Below are 17,063 nucleotides of genomic sequence, written 5' to 3' on the forward strand. Positions count from 1 at the left end.
TAAATTAAAACATCAAAAAATGATTACGTTATGTCGTTATCTTACGACTAAAAGCAACGAGATAAGGTAAGGCGAGATAGACGGTAAAAAGGCACCTCGTTTTCGTCAAATGGCGATATATCGTCACCAACTGCGATATACGGTTACCGGCTGGCAATTTTATTTTATAAAAGACTAATAAACAATTGTTTAAATTTAAGGCTTGCGTTTTGAACCTTATCGCGCATGGAAGCAACGAAATAATGAAGAGGGTAACTTACGCACGGTTTTTAGCATTTTTTGTTCTCCTGTTTTCCTGCCTGCAGGCTTATTCACAAACGGTTACAAAAAGCGAAGGCGACCGTTACATGGCATCCGCTAAAGCTTGGACGCTGAAAAACGACAGCGCTAAATGTAATGCCGATGTGCGAAAAGCAATAGCCATAGATCTGCAAAACGGAGATCTGAGAGGAGCCGCAGAAGCGTGGCTTAAAATGGAAGAATACTATAATTTCTTTCATGGGGCCGACATGACTAAACGAATCTTTTATTATGAACAGGCCCTCCCACTGTTTTTAAAGGCGGGTGCCAAAAACCGAGCGGCCGCCACTTTAAAAATTCTTGGCGACTTTTACCAGGTACAAACCAATTATGCAAAATCGCTATCTACTTTAAAACAATCCCTGATGCTGTACCAGGCCACGGGCGAAAAAGATCTGCGTGGGGTATATGACCTACTGGGCACTGTAAACGCGCAAATGGGAAATTATGACGAGGCTATCAAAAATGGGTTGTTAGCTGTACGAGCAGCAGAGACTATTGGCGATACTACTTTGATGCTTTGTACTATCTATAACCGTATAGGGGTGACCTATTTTAATCTTAAACGATATAACCAGGCGCTCATTTACTTTAAGAACTCATTAAGGGTAGCTACAAACAACCACGACATTAATTCAATCGTGCTATTAAGTTACAACATAGCTAATGCTATGAAATTTTTGAACAGGGCAGCCGAAAGCTACAAACTAATGAGGGAAACCGAAAAAACTTACCATCCGGCAGATTTGGACAATCGTATTCTCATTAACGTGTCGTGCCTTAACATATTGGCCAACCTAAAGCGGTATGGCGAAGCAAAAAAGCACTGCGACACTTTATTGAAGCTGGTATCTAAAATAAATGCCGGGAGTGAAAACAAGCCGTTAATAGAGCAAACTGTGGCTTTATATTTTTTAAATATTAAAGATTTTAATCAAGCGAGGATCCATGCTCTCAAATTCGAACAACTGGGAAGCGGAACCGGCAACTACGATGTCTTGGTAAACGCTTACAAACTTCAATATAAGATCGATTCCGCGAAAGCGGATTATCCAAATGAAATAAGAAGTTATAGGAGATACATTAAATTAAAAGATCAGTTATTTAACGAAAAAAATTCGGGCAGGGTAGCCCAGTTAGAGATCCAATACGAAACCGAGAAAAAAAATCAGGAATTAAAAGCGAAAGAAAGCAATATCGCTATACTTAAAAAGCAAACTCAACTGCAGGCAACCGCTCAAAAACTTTACATTGCAGGCACCATATTATTAGCGCTGTTACTGGGATTGAGTTACAACCGCTATTTGCTAAAGCAAAAGGTTAACCGCCAGTTGCAGGTACAGCAAACGGAGATCAACCTCCAAAACCGGTCGTTAACCAATCTTATTGCCGAAAAGGATAACCTGCTGGAGGAGAAAGAATGGCTGATGAAAGAGATCCATCACCGGGTAAAAAACAATCTTCAGATTGTGATCAGCCTGCTGAACACGCAATCATCCTACCTTAACGATGATGTTGCTTATAAAGCCATCAGGGAAAGCCAGCATCGGATGCAGTCTATTTCACTTATCCATCAAAAGCTTTATCAATCAGAGAACCTGGCGCTGGTGAACATGCCTGCTTACATCGGCGACCTTGTCCAATACTTAACCGATAGCTTTGATACCGCATCAAAAATTAAGTTTGATATTGACATAGCCCCTATAGAACTGGATGTGACCAAATCTGTACCGCTTGGTCTTATATTGAACGAGGCCATCACCAACTCCATCAAATATGCTTTCCCACAGGAAAGTAATGGTAAGATCAAGATATTGTTGTCCGATCTGGGTGAAGGCAGCTACGAGTTACAGATCAGCGACAATGGCATTGGCAATACGGCAGCAGCCAACCTTTCTAAAAGCAAAACCTTAGGCATGAGCTTAATGAGAGGTTTAAGCAAACAACTCAGTGGCACCTTTGCGGTTGAAAACCGGGACGGCCTAACCATCATCATAAAATTTGTTGACGAAAAATTTTCAAAAGCCATTAAAAACGACCAACCCTTATCATCATGAGCAAAAAGATACTAATCGTAGAAGACGAATTTATTGTGGCCAATGATCTATCCATGATGCTGGAAAAAGCAGGCTACGATGTTTGCGATATAGCCGATTCGGTTGAGGAGGCGAGGGAGATTATTGCAAGGCAAAAACCGCAGCTGGTATTGCTCGATATCCACCTAAAAGGCAAGCTTACCGGTATAGACCTGGCTAAACAATTGGCCGAGGAGCAGATCGCATTTGTTTACCTATCTGCAAATTCCAACCAGAAGATCTTAGAAGAGGCGAAAGCCACCCAGCCATACGGGTTTATGGTAAAGCCCTTCCGCGAAAAGGATGTACTGGTAAGCCTGGAAATTGCCCAGTACCTGCACGAGCAAAACATGCTGATCAAACGCAACAATGAGCAGATGCTGCAAAGCGCCCTTATAGATATCCTTAGCGAAGAAACAGAATGGAGCCAAAAATTTTTAAAGATCGCCAAAACCATACAGCCCTATGCGCCTTTTGACTACCTGGCAGTTGGCATGAAAAACCTGGATAGCTTACCATATGATGGCATCAGTTTTTTGCGTACCAGTTTTAACGATTACCAGGTAATTGGCTTTGATGAACTGATGAATATATCTGGTTTAAAAAAGGCGGAGCTGCTTAAGCTCCAGGAACCATCCACCGACGACACCTTTTCTGCAGTGTATAATGAGAATGATTTCACGGACCGTTGTAAATATAACGCGGCGAAAAGATTCGTAGCGAGAACATTCCACATGAGGTCGAACCTGGTGATGTACGTGCCGGTTACGGGCAGGCCGGGCTTTACGTTTTCGTTTTACAGCCGTAAGGATGATATTTATGCAAACAGGCATCTGGCGCTTATTAATAAACTTCAAAAACCTCTGTCGATGGCTATTGATGGCCTGTTTGTAAGTCATAAAAATGTAAAGCCCGCTTACCAGGTTGTAAAGCCAAATGCAGCGCCGCAACAAAAGCTGCGAACGGGTTTTGATGGTATAATAGGCAGCAGTCACCTTTTGCTTACGGCATTGGACCACCTTACGCTGGTTGCCCCTATGGAAACATCTGTTTTGATACTTGGCGAAAGCGGTACCGGGAAAGAACGCTTCGCCAAATCTATCCATTCACGTTCTTCGCGCAGTAAAAAGCAGATCATCGTAGTGAATTGCGCGGCCCTGCCTACGCACCTTATCGAATCGGAATTGTTCGGGCATGAAAAGGGGGCCTTTACCGGTGCAGTTGAAAAGCGAGCAGGTAAATTTGAACAGGCGGCGGGCGGCACCATTTTTTTGGATGAGATAGGCGAGTTGCCCTTAGAAGCGCAATCCAAACTACTGCGGGTATTGCAGGAAAAAGAAATAGAAAGACTCGGCGGCAAAGAAACAATAAGGGTAGATGTACGAATAATTGCCGCTACAAATTGCAACCTGGAGAAAGAAGTGGCCGCGGGTAAATTCCGGCTCGACTTGTATTACCGCTTAAATATTTTTCCAATAGTATTGCCCGCCCTTCGAGAGAGAAAAGAGGACATACCAGAACTGGTCGGGCATTTTGTTGCAAAATACGCCGAGCGGGCAGGCAAAGCCGGGATGAGTATTTCGCAACAAGCTTTGAGTGATCTTACCCATTATCACTGGCCCGGTAATGTACGGGAGCTGGAGCATTTGATAGAGCGCAATGTGCTGCTGAACCGGGGGAATGTGATAGAAAGGATCAGCCTGCCCTCGTCAAAACCGGAAACAGATATAGCCGTTACCGATACCAAGGTGAAAACCATTGACGATAACGAACGGGAATACATATTAGCGGTACTTAAAAAATGTAACGGCCGCATTTCGGGCCCGGGTGGTGCTGCAGAACTGCTGGATGTGCCTTCAACCACCTTAAATTCAAAAATGAAACGGTTGGGCATTACCCGCAAACACGTAGGTGGTTAATAGGTAACCGCTTTATATCGTATTTAACGATGGGCCGAATTACTACATATCGTAATTCGGCTTTTTTTATTTTAAACAAACAGTTATAAATCAATAACTTAAATAAACGGCTTGTACTTTGGCTATTGATTTACATGAAAACATTTAGCATAACTCTTGCCATCATCCTATCATCGTTTGCCTGCCTTGCACAGGAAAGCAGTTTTAAATCATTAAGATTCGACGAGAACTACACAAACCTCGCAAAAGATACCAGCACCAATTGGTACCATCGGCTCAAATTCAGCCCGGTATTGCAGGACAAAAAAACTTACTTCAGTTTCGGCGGAGAGGTGCGTTATCAATACTTCTATTACAAAAATCCCGATTGGGGCTCATCACCTGCAGATAATGATGGTTTTGTGCTTACCCGTTACCTGGGGCATGTAGATTTTCACGCCGGGAAGCATTTCCGCACGTTTGTTCAGCTGCAAAGCAGTTTGGCTAACGGACAGGTAGAAGATCCTTCTCCGGTAGATAATAACCCACTGGACCTGCACCAGGCCTTTGCAGACCTCTCCTTCCCCATCAATACAAATAACAGCCTCATCCTGAGGTTGGGCCGCCAGGAGTTATCCTATGGCTCGCAACGGCTGGTTGCCGTACGCGAAGCGCCAAACAACAGGCAATCGTTTGATGGTGCCAAAGTGATGTTTGGCAGCAAAAAAGTAAAGCTGGATGTTTTTTATAGCCACTATGTACAGGCAAAACCTAATATATTCGACGACACCTTTAACGGTAACGTTAAATTTTGGGGTGGCTATGCCGTGATCAATAAAGTGCCGGTACTCCAAAATATAGATGTGTATTATTTCGGCATCACCAAAAAAACAGCGTCTTTTGATGACGGTAAAGGCCGCGAACAGCGCCACTCTATAGGTACCCGAATTTGGAAAAATTCGCCAACCTGGCAATACGATTTAGAGGGTTTATATCAATTTGGAAAGCTCGGCAGCAGCACTATAGCCGCCTGGACAGCATCCGCTAATATATCCTACACGTTTGATAAAGTAGCTTTAAAACCATTGATCGGGCTAAAAACCGAAGCGATTAGCGGCGATAAAAACTACAACGACGGAAAGCTAAACACATTTAACCCGCTTTTTCCAAGAGGCTCCTACTTTGGGCTTGCTGCGTTGATAGGCCCATCCAACTTGCTCGATGCTCACCCTTATATCCAAATTTCCTTGTCGAAAAAGCTTACCCTTTCAGAAGATTACGATATGTTTTGGAGAATGAGCAGAAATGATGGCCTATATGCGGTAAACAGCAAATTACTTTATTCTGGTAAAAACACCAGCTCAAAACAAATAGGCCGCCAGTTAGGCACCGCGCTTGATTACAATGCAAACAAATTTCTTTCTTTTAAACAGGAACTTACCTGGTTCAGTGCCGGCGATTATTTAAAGGAAAGCGGGCCCGGTAAGGATATTATTATGGTTGGCAGCACCATTACGCTTAAATTTTAAATTAATGGCCAGCAAAAGCAATAGAATAGGGCATCTTTATTGGCCGTTCCCTCAATCAATTTATACTACAAACAGTCATTACCATCGCTCACTCAAACGTGTAAAGGTTGATTTTTAAATGTTTACCTTTAAGCTTGCAAATAGTGAAGATATGTTGAAAGCGCTGCTGGTTGATGATGAGGTAAATAGCTCGTCCCCAAAGGATATGGCGAGAGCAGGTTGATAAACGGTTGCGACGGCACCATAAAATGTACCGACCTCCAAAACGAAAAAAACAGGAGAACAGAGTTGAGGATACAGTCCTCCACAAAATAAACGAAAGAGCCGTTACTAAAAATAGTAACGGCTCTTTTTTAATATACTTCAGTTTTTATTTATGATTTTATAAAAGCCAATAGATCTTTGTTAATCGTTGTCGCCTCTGTGGTAGGCATACCATGAGGGAAACCCGGGTAAGAAATAAGCGTGACGTTCTTCAAAAGTTTTACAGCCTTTACTGCGGTCAGTTCGAACGGAACGATCTGGTCATCCTCCCCATGCAGCACCAATACAGGCACATCTACACTTTTAAGGTCTTCGGTAAAATCCGTTTCCGAAAACGCTTTGATACAGTCGTAATGTGCCTTTATGCCGCCCATCATGCCCTGGCGCCACCAATTGTCTCTAACTCCCTGGGATATTTTAGCGCCCTCACGGTTGTAGCCGTAAAAAGCCATGGTAAAATCCTGGAAATATTGTGGCCTTTGGGTTGCTGTACCTTCGCGAATCCCGTCGAATACCGATAAAGGAATCCCATCCGGGTTATCTCCGGTTTGTGCCATCAACGGCGTAACAGCGCTAATAAGCACCGCTTTGGCTACACGGCCTTTTCCGTATTTAGCTACATAGCGTATTACCTCGCCACCACCTGTAGAATGGCCAATATGCACCGCGTCTTGTAAATCAAGCGCCGTTACAAGCTCGGCTACATCAGCCGCGTAGGTATCCATTTCGTTCCCTGTGGCTGTTTGGCTCGATCTGCCATGCCCGCGGCGGTCATGGGCAATAACCCTATACCCTTGTGCAAGGAAAAACATCATTTGTGTGTCCCAGTCGTCTCCAGATAAAGGCCAGCCGTGATGAAAAAATAAAGGTTGCCCGGTTCCCCAGTCTTTGTAATAAATTTCGGTTCCGTCTTTTACTGTGATTTTACTCATTGCTTGTGATTTTGATTATGGTGATTAATATATTAGGGACAACGTTCTGTTTTGAACAGTATAAGTGGTAGATAAAATCTCTTTACTCCACCTGAAATAATCCTGCAAGCGGTCTGCAGGTAGCGCAGAAACCGGTGTTAGAACCAGGGCCGTTTTGAAAGACTAAAATAACAAATAAAGTTGACCTCTAAATCCACCCAAACAAAAATAGCCGAAATTGAACATTGGCAAAACAAACCGATCCGGAGAGATCGGGCCGAAAACCTTGATAGCCAGTTATTATTAGCGCAAATCAAATCATGAAAAAAATCGGATTTATTTTTTAAGATCTATCCAGGCAGCATTGCTAATGTCTGCGTTGCTTACATCTGTAAACCGATATAATTCATTGCCCGCAACCTGTGGTACCTTAAACCTGTCTATCTCCAGGCCGTTAACATCGGTTACGATTAACGCCGGCCTATCGTCGCGGGTTTTGGTAGTGAAAGATAGATTAAAAAGGCGAAGCCCCTTTACATGCCTGGCAAACAAACCGTAAGCCGGGTTTGGCCCTAACAGGAAGGGCTCGGGGTAGCCGCGTTCCAGCTCGGGGAAGGGTTTTTCGCCTTGCTCCTTTGTGCCGCTACCTTTGTATTCAATCGAAATATTTTGCAGCGTGATGTTTTCCAGCGGGTACCCGGGCGAACCGGTAATTTGAATCCCGCTCATGGCGTCGGCACCGGTTACCGAAATATTGCTGATCAGGATGTTTTTAGCGACACCCATTTTAGTTGTGCCCTTTGGCCCGCGGTTGCGCCTGCCAAGTGTTACGTAGATGGGGTAATGCGAAATATCCATCATGGTGATATTGGATACGATGATGTTATCCATAATCCCTCCGTCAACCTCTTCCAGCGCGAGGCCGTTACAGGCCCGGAAGGTGCAATTGGTTACCACGCAGTTGCGGAACCCTCCGTTAGATTCGGTGCCAAATTTAATGCGCCCGTTAGACCAGCCCGCCTTTTGCGGTATCATGGTACCATCAAGCAAGGTGCCTTCTCTAAAGCCAGATACCTGGCAATTAACTATCGTGAGGTTTTCGGTAATAAAGGGCCGGTTTAGGGCGTAGGAACTTTTAGGGCAAATGGCATCGTCGTTTGGTGAATTTACTCGGCAGTTAGATACCATGGTATTGGTGCAGCAATCTATATCAATCCCGTCTCGGTTGGTATCAATGGTAAGGTTATCCAGCGTTACCATATTGCACCCGGTAAGTAAAATGGCAAAATGCCCGCCATGAAAAATGGTAACATCCCTGATGAGGATATTGCTTGATAACTTGATAGCGATGGCTTTATCGCCGGTGCCTATAGCGCCTCCTGTCGGGTCGCCCTTATGCTCATTGTCTTTACTGGTGAGGCCGCCACCGTTGATCATGCCCCGCCCTGTGACAGACACATTAGTAAGGTGTTCGCCCCAAATTAAGCTATTATGAAAGTAAGTGTGCCCGCCATCCTGGTAAGCGGTATCGGTAAACGGTTCGGCATTGTCATACGCTTTTAACTCGGGCGGCGCGCCTAAAATGGTTGCACCGGCATCTATAAATAAATTAATGTTGCTTTTTAAATGGATGCTTCCACTTAAATAAGTACCAGCCGGCAAGTAAACCGTACCGCCGCCAGCTGCCGCACATGCGTTGATAGCCTTATCAATTGCTTTACTATCCAATTGCTTGCCATCGCCTTTGGCTCCATAAGCCCTTACATTGTAAAAGGTTTTGAATGATACAGGCCCTTGCTGCGCGTTCGCAATTCCGTTGAAGCCTAACAGGCAACATACCATGTATCTAAAAAATCTTTTCATGTTAATTACAGGTTCTGCCATGGCGTTTAAGACAATGGATATCTAAATACGATATTAGCTCTTTTCAAGCGCTTTTTCGTAATAGTTACCCAGCAAAATCCACGCAAACGTTGCCAATGAATAATACACACAAACGACTCTAAACAAATTTAAAAATTCCTATCCTTATTTAGACTAATTCTTATTAACTTTGTGCTCCGCTTTACAAGCTGCAAATTGTATGAAAAAATTACTCACGCCCATTTTTCTGTGCTTATTTATCATCTCTGCACAGGCTCAGCAGAACAGACTGTTAGAGCAATCGTTCTGGCAAACTTCGCCGGATGTAAACGCCGTAAAAGCGGAGATAGATAAAGGAAATAATCCTGCCCAGTTTAATGCCTCGAGTTTCGACCCCGTAGTATTGGCAATTAATGCCCAGGCGCCAAATGCAACTATTGAATTTTTGCTTGCGCAACCCGGCAACGATGTAGCCAAATTAACACACGATGGCCGCACTTACCTGCATTGGGCCGCATATCGTGGAAATGCGGAGATCACCGAAAACCTGTTAAATAAAGGAGCTAAAATTAATTTGGAGGATAGCCACGGTTATACCCCGCTACTGTTTGCTGCCAACAGCGGCCAGCAGAATACAAAGATCTACGATCTGTTTATCGCCCATGGTATCGATCTGAAAAAAGAACTGAGCGCAGAGGGTGCAAATGTTTTGTTGCTGGCTATTGCCAATGATAAGGACCTCGCGCTGACCAACTATTTTGTAGCCAAAGGCTTGGACCTTAACAGCACCGATGCCGCTGGTAACAACGCGTTTAGCTACGCGGCACGCGCCGGCAACATTGATATATTAAAAACCCTTGTAGAAAAAGGTGTAAAGCCTACCCCTAACGCCATATTAATGGCCGCACAGGGTGGCGCAAGGCGTGGTGGTGGCCCCGGCATTGGCCTCCCCATTTACCAGTACCTGGAAAGCCTTAGCCTAAAGGCAACGGTAACGGCTAAAACGGGTGAAAACGCTTTACATTATATTGTACGTAAGCCTAACCAGGGCCCGATCATCGAATATTTTATGTCGAAAGGTATTGATGTAAATCAGGCCGACGAAGAGGGCAACACTGTATTGATGAATGCAGCGGCAACCAACCGCGATACTGTCGTAATTTTAACACTGCTTCCGAAAATAAAAAATATTAACCAGGCAAATTCAAAAGGCTTAACGGCTTTAGCAATGGCTGTACGTAGCAACTCACCGGAGGTAGTACGTTTACTCATCGCCAAAGGAGCCAATATTAATATCTTTGATAAAAACGGCAATAACCTGGCCTATTACGCGGTTGAATCTTACCGCCCGCAAACCGGACCGGGCGGCAATGGCCAGGGCGAACGCCCGGCAAACAGCCCGAAGCCCGAAGACTTTGATACCAAGCTGCAAATACTGAAAGCAAAAGGCCTGGATATTACCGCCGCGCAAAAGAATGGCAATACACTTTACCATCTGGCGCTTGCTAAAAATGATACTTCTCTCTTAAAACGTATTGAGCCTTTGGGTATCGACGTGAACGCCAAAAACAAAGAAGGCATGACCGTATTGCACAAAGCAGCTTTGGTAGCTAAAGACGATGCTATGCTGAAATACCTTTTATCGATAGGTGCCAAAAAAGAGTTGGTAACAAATTTTAAAGAAACCGCATTTGACCTGGCCACCGAAAACGAGTCTTTATCTAAAAACAAAGTATCTGTTAACTTTCTGAAATAAATTCATGTCTAAAATATCTTCAATAGTCCTGTTGGTACTGGCCTTTACTTTTGCCGGCACATCCGCTTCATTCGCGCAAACCACCAAGTATAAATGTATGATCCAGATGACCAATTACATTGGCGAAGGCGCTTACATCTCCATTTCGCTGATCGATGGTAAGGGTGCTTACGAAAAAACGCTCTACGTATTGGGTTCTGATAAAAAGTGGTACAAAACACTCAAAGAATGGAACAAGTTCCATCTAAAAAACACAGCGGCTGTTAGTGCCATTACCGGCGCATCGGTAACCGGCGGCGACCGCAGCGTTAACGTTATCGAAATAGAAAATTCAAAAATAAACTCGGGGTATAAACTACGTTTTGAGAGTGCTGTGGAAGACAAAGCCTATAATGTAAAAGACCTGGAGATCCCGTTAACTACAGAAACCCTTTCGGCCAAGAGCGAGGGTACCGGGTATATCCGCTATGTAAGGTTCAGCGCTAATTAACGTTATTTTTTGCTTTATGACCATTTCGGTATGGAGATACAGCCATTTAGCCCTGGCTGTATCTTCCTTTCTTCTTCTCACGCTTGCATCTGTTACAGGTATAATCCTCGCTTTTCAGCCCGTAGCCGAAAAAATAAAACCTTACCGTGTCGATAGTTTCAACGAAATAACACTCGCCCGGGCATTGCCTGTTCTGCGGCAAGCTTATCCGGATATCACCGAACTTTCTGTAGATGCCAACCATTTTGTACAGGTTAAAGGTACTGATGCCGACGGAAAAAAGCTACAGGCGTTTATCGATCCAAACACCGGAAAGATCATCGGTACTCCCGGCAAACAGAGCGAATTCTTCCAATGGGTAACGGCATTACACCGTTCGCTATTTTTGCACGAGGCGGGGCGGTTCTTTATCGGGCTTACGGCATTTTTACTGATGCTCATCACCGTTTCGGGCACCATCCTCATCATACAGCGGCAACGCGGGCTTAAACGTTTTTTCACCAAAATAGCGCGGGATAACTTCGCACAATACTATCACGTAGTGTTGGGCCGGCTATCGCTGATACCGATATTCATTATCGCGCTTAGCGGCACTTATCTTTCCTTGGCCCGTTTCGGATTGATAGAGACGCCGAAGCAATCACCCAAGATTGACTTTGACGCCATCCAATCCAAACCTGAAAGAAAAGCGGCCGAGTTTGCCATTTTTAAGGAAACAAAGCTTTCTGATGTTGAGTCGATAGAGTTTCCATTCTCTGAGGATGTGGAAGATTACTATACTCTAAAGCTCAAAGCCCGCGAGGTTGCCGTTAACCAGGTTACCGGCGAAATATTGGCAGAGGTAAAATACCCCATGTCGGTAATGCTCACTAATCTCAGCCTTGATTTGCATACCGGTCGCGCAAGCGGCATTTGGGCTATCGTGTTGGCCGTAGCTTCCGCAAATATCCTTTTCTTCATTTATTCGGGCTTTGCCATTACCTTAAAACGCAGGGCAAACCGCACCAAAAACAAGTACAAAGCCAATGAGAGCAATTTCATTATACTGATTGGCTCCGAAAATGGTAATACATTTGGTTTCGCGCAGGCTATCCATAGGTCATTGCTCAAAGCCGGCGAAAGATCGCATGTAACGGAGTTGAATAATTACGCAGTTTTCCCGGAGGCTAAACACATTATTGTGTTAACTGCTACTTACGGGCTTGGCGATCCGCCTACCAATGCCACTAAATTTGCTGCTCTGGTTAAAAAGCACCCGCAGCAAAACCCGGTTCATTATTCGGTACTTGGCTTTGGCTCGCATGCCTACCCCGATTTTTGCAAATTCGCGTACGAGGTAAACAGCCTGCTCTCGCACCAGCAATGGGCCAGCCCGCTTACCGATATCCATACCGTTAACGACAGGTCTCCGCAGGAGTTTAGCTTATGGGCCGAAGCATGGTCGCAACAGGCAGGCATCCCGCTAAACGTATTGCCCCAATTGCAAAATACGCAACCTAAGGATCTGGACACTTTTACGGTAACCGCCACCACATCTACCAACCGTACCGACGGCACCTTTACCATACAACTACAGGGGAAGCGCAGGCTGCGTGTAAACTCCGGCGATCTGCTGGCTATATACCCCATAAACGATCACCGCGAACGGCTTTATTCCATCGGCGTGATAGCCGGGCAAATAAATTTAAGCGTAAGGCTTCAGCCTGATGGGCTGGGGTCCGGCTTTTTACATAGGTTGACACTTGGCGAAAAAATCCGCGCACGCATTGTGGAGAACAAACACTTCTATTTCCCAGCGGAGGCTAAAGAAGTGATCCTGATATCTAACGGAACGGGGATAGCACCGTTTTTGGGCATGATCAGCCAAAATATTAATAAAACACCTTGCCAGCTTTATTGCGGGTTCAGGCAACGTTCTTCTTTTGAAATGTATGAGGGTTTGTTGTTGGAAAACCATGCTTCCGGGCAACTCACCAACATCCACACCGCGTTTTCGCGCGAAGGGGAAAAACAATACGTAAGCGATTTGATAGAACGGGATGCCGAACTCATTTCCAAAGCGCTTGAAGCTGGCAGTGTGCTAATGCTCTGCGGCTCGCTGGCCATGCAAAAGGATGTAATGGAACTACTGGAAACCATCTGCAGCAAAAAAAATGGCAAAAGCATCAGCTATTACCAATCGCACAACCAGGTACTGTCCGACTGCTACTAAGCGCCGTTCCTTTTCAGTTGGAGTTTTTTAAGATGAAGCTTGGGCGATGAAAAGATCCGGCCGGTATCCGTAATGATAATATATCTGTACGCCGGGAACTTCTTAATGAATTTTAAGGCCGCATCCTCACCTAAAACCATCATGGATGTGCTAAAGCCATTGGCCTTTTCGGCGCTGGGGCCAAATATGGTTACGCTGCACAAGCCTGTTGCAGGGTAGCCTGTGGCCGGGTTAATAATGTGCGCGTAACGTTTCCCGTTAAAAACCACAAATTTCTCATAACTGCCGGATGTTACTACAGATCCCTGCCGCAACGGCACTACGGCGATAATTGTATCTTCTTTAAAGGGGTTGGTAACGCCTATTGTCCAGTCCCTGCCATTGGGTTGTTTACCCCAGGTACTCATATCGCCGGAGCCGTTTACAATTCCGGCTTTAATACCTCGCGAGAGCATCATTTCGCGGCATTTATCTGCTGCATAGCCCTCTCCTAAGGCACCGAAGCCTATCTTCATCCCCTTCAACCTTAAAAATATAGTGGAATTTACGCTATCCAGCACAATGTTTTTATAGCCCACCTTCTCAACCGATCTTTTAATAGCCTCCGGCGTGGGCATAGCCTTCATAGAGCCATCGAACTTCCAGATCCGGTCCATCGCCGCGAAGCTGATATCAAAAGCGCCACCGGTTATCCGCGATAGATGAAGCGCGCGCTTGGTCAGCTCAAATACTTCTTTATCTACCTTAACCGGGCGGATCCCCGCGTTGGCGTTCACCTGCGATACCTGTGTTTGAGGTTTCCAATCGGATATCAGGAACTCAATACGGGTGACTTGGGCTATCACGGTATCTATATTTTGCTCGGCCGAAATAGAGTCTTTAGCCACGATGCTGATTTGCCAGCGGCTGCCCATTAACTTGGTTACCCGGTTGCGCAGCACTTGGGAGTTGGCATTAAATGCCGATAACATTAAAACTACGAGAAGGATTCTCTTCATAAAATTTAAAATTCGTAAAAAAACCGGGCACTTTACGCGCCCGGTTAATTATTGTAGTAAGCCAGCATTTAGAATTTGTACCCCAATGTTGCTGCGAACATACGCGGCGGGATAGGGTTAAGGCTGTAACGATCGTGTACGATATAATTCATGGTATCGAAGATATTGGAAACTTTAGCCAGTAATGATACGTGCTTAAAGCTGTAACCTGCCGAAAGATCGACGGTTGCAAAGCCTTTTAGTGGTAGCAGAGCATTGTAAGATGAAATTTGAGTAACTACGCCTGTCTTAGGGTTTACCGATGCACTGTTAAGTTCTCCCGGATTGTAACCGACAGTATTGTTGTTGCCGCCCATTCTCTTGCCGGTATAGAAAGCAGAAGCGCCTAATTTAAAGCCTTTTATGTTACCCTTATCAAATGTATAAAATATAGAACCATTGGCGGTATGCGCCGGGTTGTTGATTAGGCGCTCGCCTTCAACCTGTGAACCTCGGGCACCGGTGGTGTTGGTATAGCGCATAAAGTTGTAACCGTAGCCTGCTATAAAATAAAAGTTTTTTGACAGCGCTCCGTTAACATCTACTTCAAAGCCATCGCTGGTGGTTTCGCCATTCAACTGCCTTACGTTACTGTTTGTATTTGAACTGCCGTCTGGGTTGAACAGTGCTATTTGGGCCAGGTTACTGTTTTGAATGCGGTAAAGGCTTACGTTGGCTGATAAACGGCCGTTCAGAAACTCGTTCTTCATACCTAATTCGTACTGGTTAATGTGAGATGGCTTCAAGTTATTGCCGAAAATATCGGTGCCCGAATTGATGGTGAAATTATTGGTATAGCTTGCGTAAACCGAAGTGGTTTGCTGCGGCTGGTAAATTAGGGCCACTTTTGGTGAGAACGCCTTATCCGTTTTGTCTACTGCCGTACCACGGGTAACTTTTTGAGTGTTGTAGTTAAGAATCGTAGACTGGAAAGCTTTTTGGTACGACCAGCGTACACCGGCCAGTACTTTGAATTTGCTTGTAAGGCTAATCAAATCCTGAACATATACGCCGGTACGATTTTGCGGTGTGATTGTACGCATTGTATCAGTAATGGTGGGGACATCATTCCGTGCATTAAATGTTGCAGGGTCGTAGATATTAATTTTGTCGTATTTGGTACCAACAAAACCCGTCGCCGATGTGAAGTTAAAGTTTCTTCCCTCAATCACTATCCTGGTAAAATCGGCACCCAGCAACAACTGGTGTTGGAAACGGCCGGTTTTAAAGTTTCCGTTTAAGTTTAATTGAGCGGAATAATCTTTTTCGCCGGATTTTACCGCGCTCAGAGCCCTGTCCCAATCGCCGGCGGCTGAAATTGCAGTAGGTACACCCACCCCAAAGCCATTTACGCGAGTGTTTTGAATGGCACCAATGGCATTTAGTCTCCAGTTATCGTTGAATTTATGGTTTACCGTTAAATAACCTGCGGTTTGTTTAGTGTTGTTATAGGCCCAGTTTGGGTAAATAAAACGGTTGCGGGGTTGATTGGGCACTTCGGTTACGGTAATACGGTTATTGGGTATACCAACACCTGCATCGGGAACCAGGTCCGATTTTAAGTAATCAAATTGAAAAAGAACATCCGTTTTTTGGCCTATTTTATAAAGTAATGATGGATTGATATAAGTACGGTGCGTGTTCACTACATCGCGGTAGCTATTAGCATCTTCATGCGTACCAACTACACGGAATGCAAGATTTTTGGTGATAGGCCCGTAAATATCAAGAGTTGGCTTGTACTGGTTGTAGCTGCCAAGCAGCATAGATACCGATCCGCCCCAGTCAAACCTTGGCTTTTTGGTAACCATATTGATCACCACACCACCAGATACGTTGCCGTAAAGCAGCGCTGAGCTACCTTTAAGCACCTCTATCGATTCCAGTGTACTTGCATCCGGGAAACCCTGTGTATTAGATATAATGCCATTTTTAAAAATGCTGCCGCCAGAACCTGCAACCCCAATGCTATAGCCACGGGCCGAAAAGGTTTCGGCCACACCGCCACGGGTTTGCGTAAGCGAAACACCGCTCACGTTCTTAAGCACATCACCCAGGCGAACCGCCTGCTGATCGGCAATTACCGTGCTGCTGATAACACCTGTGCTTTGCGGCAGATCCAGCGGGCGGATATTAGCTTTACCTAAGGATACCGGCTTGTTGAGGGTTTGCGAGCCGGTTATAACAACTTCTTTAAGTTGAGATGCGCTCTCAGTTAAGTTAAAATCTAACCGGCTGATCTTACCGGCGGTTACTGTTACAGGCTGTTCCTGTGTTTTTAAGCCAACAAAAGATACTTTAATGGTATAGCTGCCGGGTTTAATATTTTTTAGTTCGTAATTACCGTCTTCGTCTGCCGTGGTGCCTTTATTGATACCGGCAAGGCCTACACTTACGTAAGCGGCAGGGTTGCCATCGCTGGTTTTTACTGTACCGGCTATGTTTCCGGTTTTAGATTGTGCGAGAAGTAACGGCGCGTATAGACTAACGGAGAGTATAAGCAGTAGAATTATATAGTATTTTTTCATGTTGTTTTTATTTAGATTAATTCTAATTTGTCGCAAAAATAAAAACTTAGCGCTAATATTACAATGTTATTTAGAATAAGTTTAAATAAACTTACGGTGAGGGAAACGTACAAGAAATCGACAGGGAAATGGAACGGCAACCACTCCAGGGCGTATGGCGGGCTTTATTCTATTGGACTACACCAAACGGTTAAAAAACT

Annotated in this window: 10 protein-coding genes; 6 read left to right on the forward strand and 4 right to left on the reverse strand. The window is 44.8% G+C overall.

From position 1 onward, the window contains the following. Positions 1-242 precede the first annotated feature (242 nt). The 3 genes from EPL05_RS04620 to EPL05_RS04630 all read left to right on the forward strand — a co-directional run bounded on the left by EPL05_RS04620 (position 243) and on the right by EPL05_RS04630 (position 5,802). Positions 243-2,357 (forward strand): tetratricopeptide repeat-containing sensor histidine kinase, encoded by a 2,115-nt coding sequence (locus tag EPL05_RS04620; RefSeq protein ID WP_128532557.1) that lies wholly within the window; start codon positions 243-245, stop codon positions 2,355-2,357. Beyond that, the gene (locus tag EPL05_RS04625) at positions 2,354-4,294 is read left to right on the forward strand and encodes a sigma 54-interacting transcriptional regulator (RefSeq protein WP_128532559.1); all 1,941 of its coding nucleotides are present in this window, start codon (positions 2,354-2,356) and stop codon (positions 4,292-4,294) included. Before EPL05_RS04620 ends, EPL05_RS04625 begins: the two co-directional genes overlap by 4 nt. Before the next feature lie 134 nt (positions 4,295-4,428). Then, a complete protein-coding gene (locus EPL05_RS04630; protein WP_128532561.1) occupies positions 4,429-5,802 on the forward strand; it encodes an alginate export family protein in 1,374 nt (457 codons plus the stop codon). A 374-nt stretch (positions 5,803-6,176) separates the two neighbouring features. Here the strand turns inward: EPL05_RS04630 and EPL05_RS04635 are convergent, their stop codons facing one another. Further along, positions 6,177-6,998 (reverse strand): alpha/beta fold hydrolase, encoded by an 822-nt coding sequence (locus EPL05_RS04635; protein WP_128532563.1) that lies wholly within the window; start codon positions 6,996-6,998, stop codon positions 6,177-6,179. 315 nt (positions 6,999-7,313) lie between these two features. After that, on the reverse strand, positions 7,314-8,840 hold the full coding sequence (locus EPL05_RS04640; protein ID WP_166727629.1) for a rhamnogalacturonidase: 1,527 nt from the start codon (positions 8,838-8,840) through the stop codon (positions 7,314-7,316). A 220-nt stretch (positions 8,841-9,060) separates the two neighbouring features. Here EPL05_RS04640 and EPL05_RS04645 point away from each other — a divergent pair, with 220 nt between their 5' ends. The 3 genes from EPL05_RS04645 to EPL05_RS04655 are packed head-to-tail and all read left to right on the forward strand — an operon-like array spanning position 9,061 to position 13,298. Next, the gene (locus tag EPL05_RS04645) at positions 9,061-10,596 is read left to right on the forward strand and encodes an ankyrin repeat domain-containing protein (RefSeq protein WP_128532567.1); all 1,536 of its coding nucleotides are present in this window, start codon (positions 9,061-9,063) and stop codon (positions 10,594-10,596) included. 4 nt (positions 10,597-10,600) lie between these two features. Beyond that, the gene (locus tag EPL05_RS04650; protein WP_128532569.1) at positions 10,601-11,086 is read left to right on the forward strand and encodes a DUF2271 domain-containing protein; all 486 of its coding nucleotides are present in this window, start codon (positions 10,601-10,603) and stop codon (positions 11,084-11,086) included. Positions 11,087-11,102: 16 nt separating this feature from the next. Beyond that, the gene (locus tag EPL05_RS04655; protein ID WP_128532571.1) at positions 11,103-13,298 is read left to right on the forward strand and encodes a PepSY domain-containing protein; all 2,196 of its coding nucleotides are present in this window, start codon (positions 11,103-11,105) and stop codon (positions 13,296-13,298) included. Here the strand turns inward: EPL05_RS04655 and EPL05_RS04660 are convergent. Next, a complete protein-coding gene (locus EPL05_RS04660) occupies positions 13,295-14,296 on the reverse strand; it encodes an FAD:protein FMN transferase (RefSeq protein ID WP_128532573.1) in 1,002 nt (333 codons plus the stop codon). The two genes, EPL05_RS04655 and EPL05_RS04660, sit on opposite strands and share 4 nt — an antisense overlap. Before the next feature lie 68 nt (positions 14,297-14,364). Beyond that, positions 14,365-16,863, reverse strand: coding sequence for a TonB-dependent receptor (locus EPL05_RS04665; protein WP_128532575.1), 2,499 nt, complete (start codon positions 16,861-16,863; stop codon positions 14,365-14,367). Between the last annotated feature and the right edge of the window lie 200 nt (positions 16,864-17,063).

This window comes from Mucilaginibacter gilvus, assembly GCF_004054195.1.
In the GTDB taxonomy this organism is placed as follows: Bacteria; Bacteroidota; Bacteroidia; order Sphingobacteriales; family Sphingobacteriaceae; genus Mucilaginibacter; species Mucilaginibacter gilvus.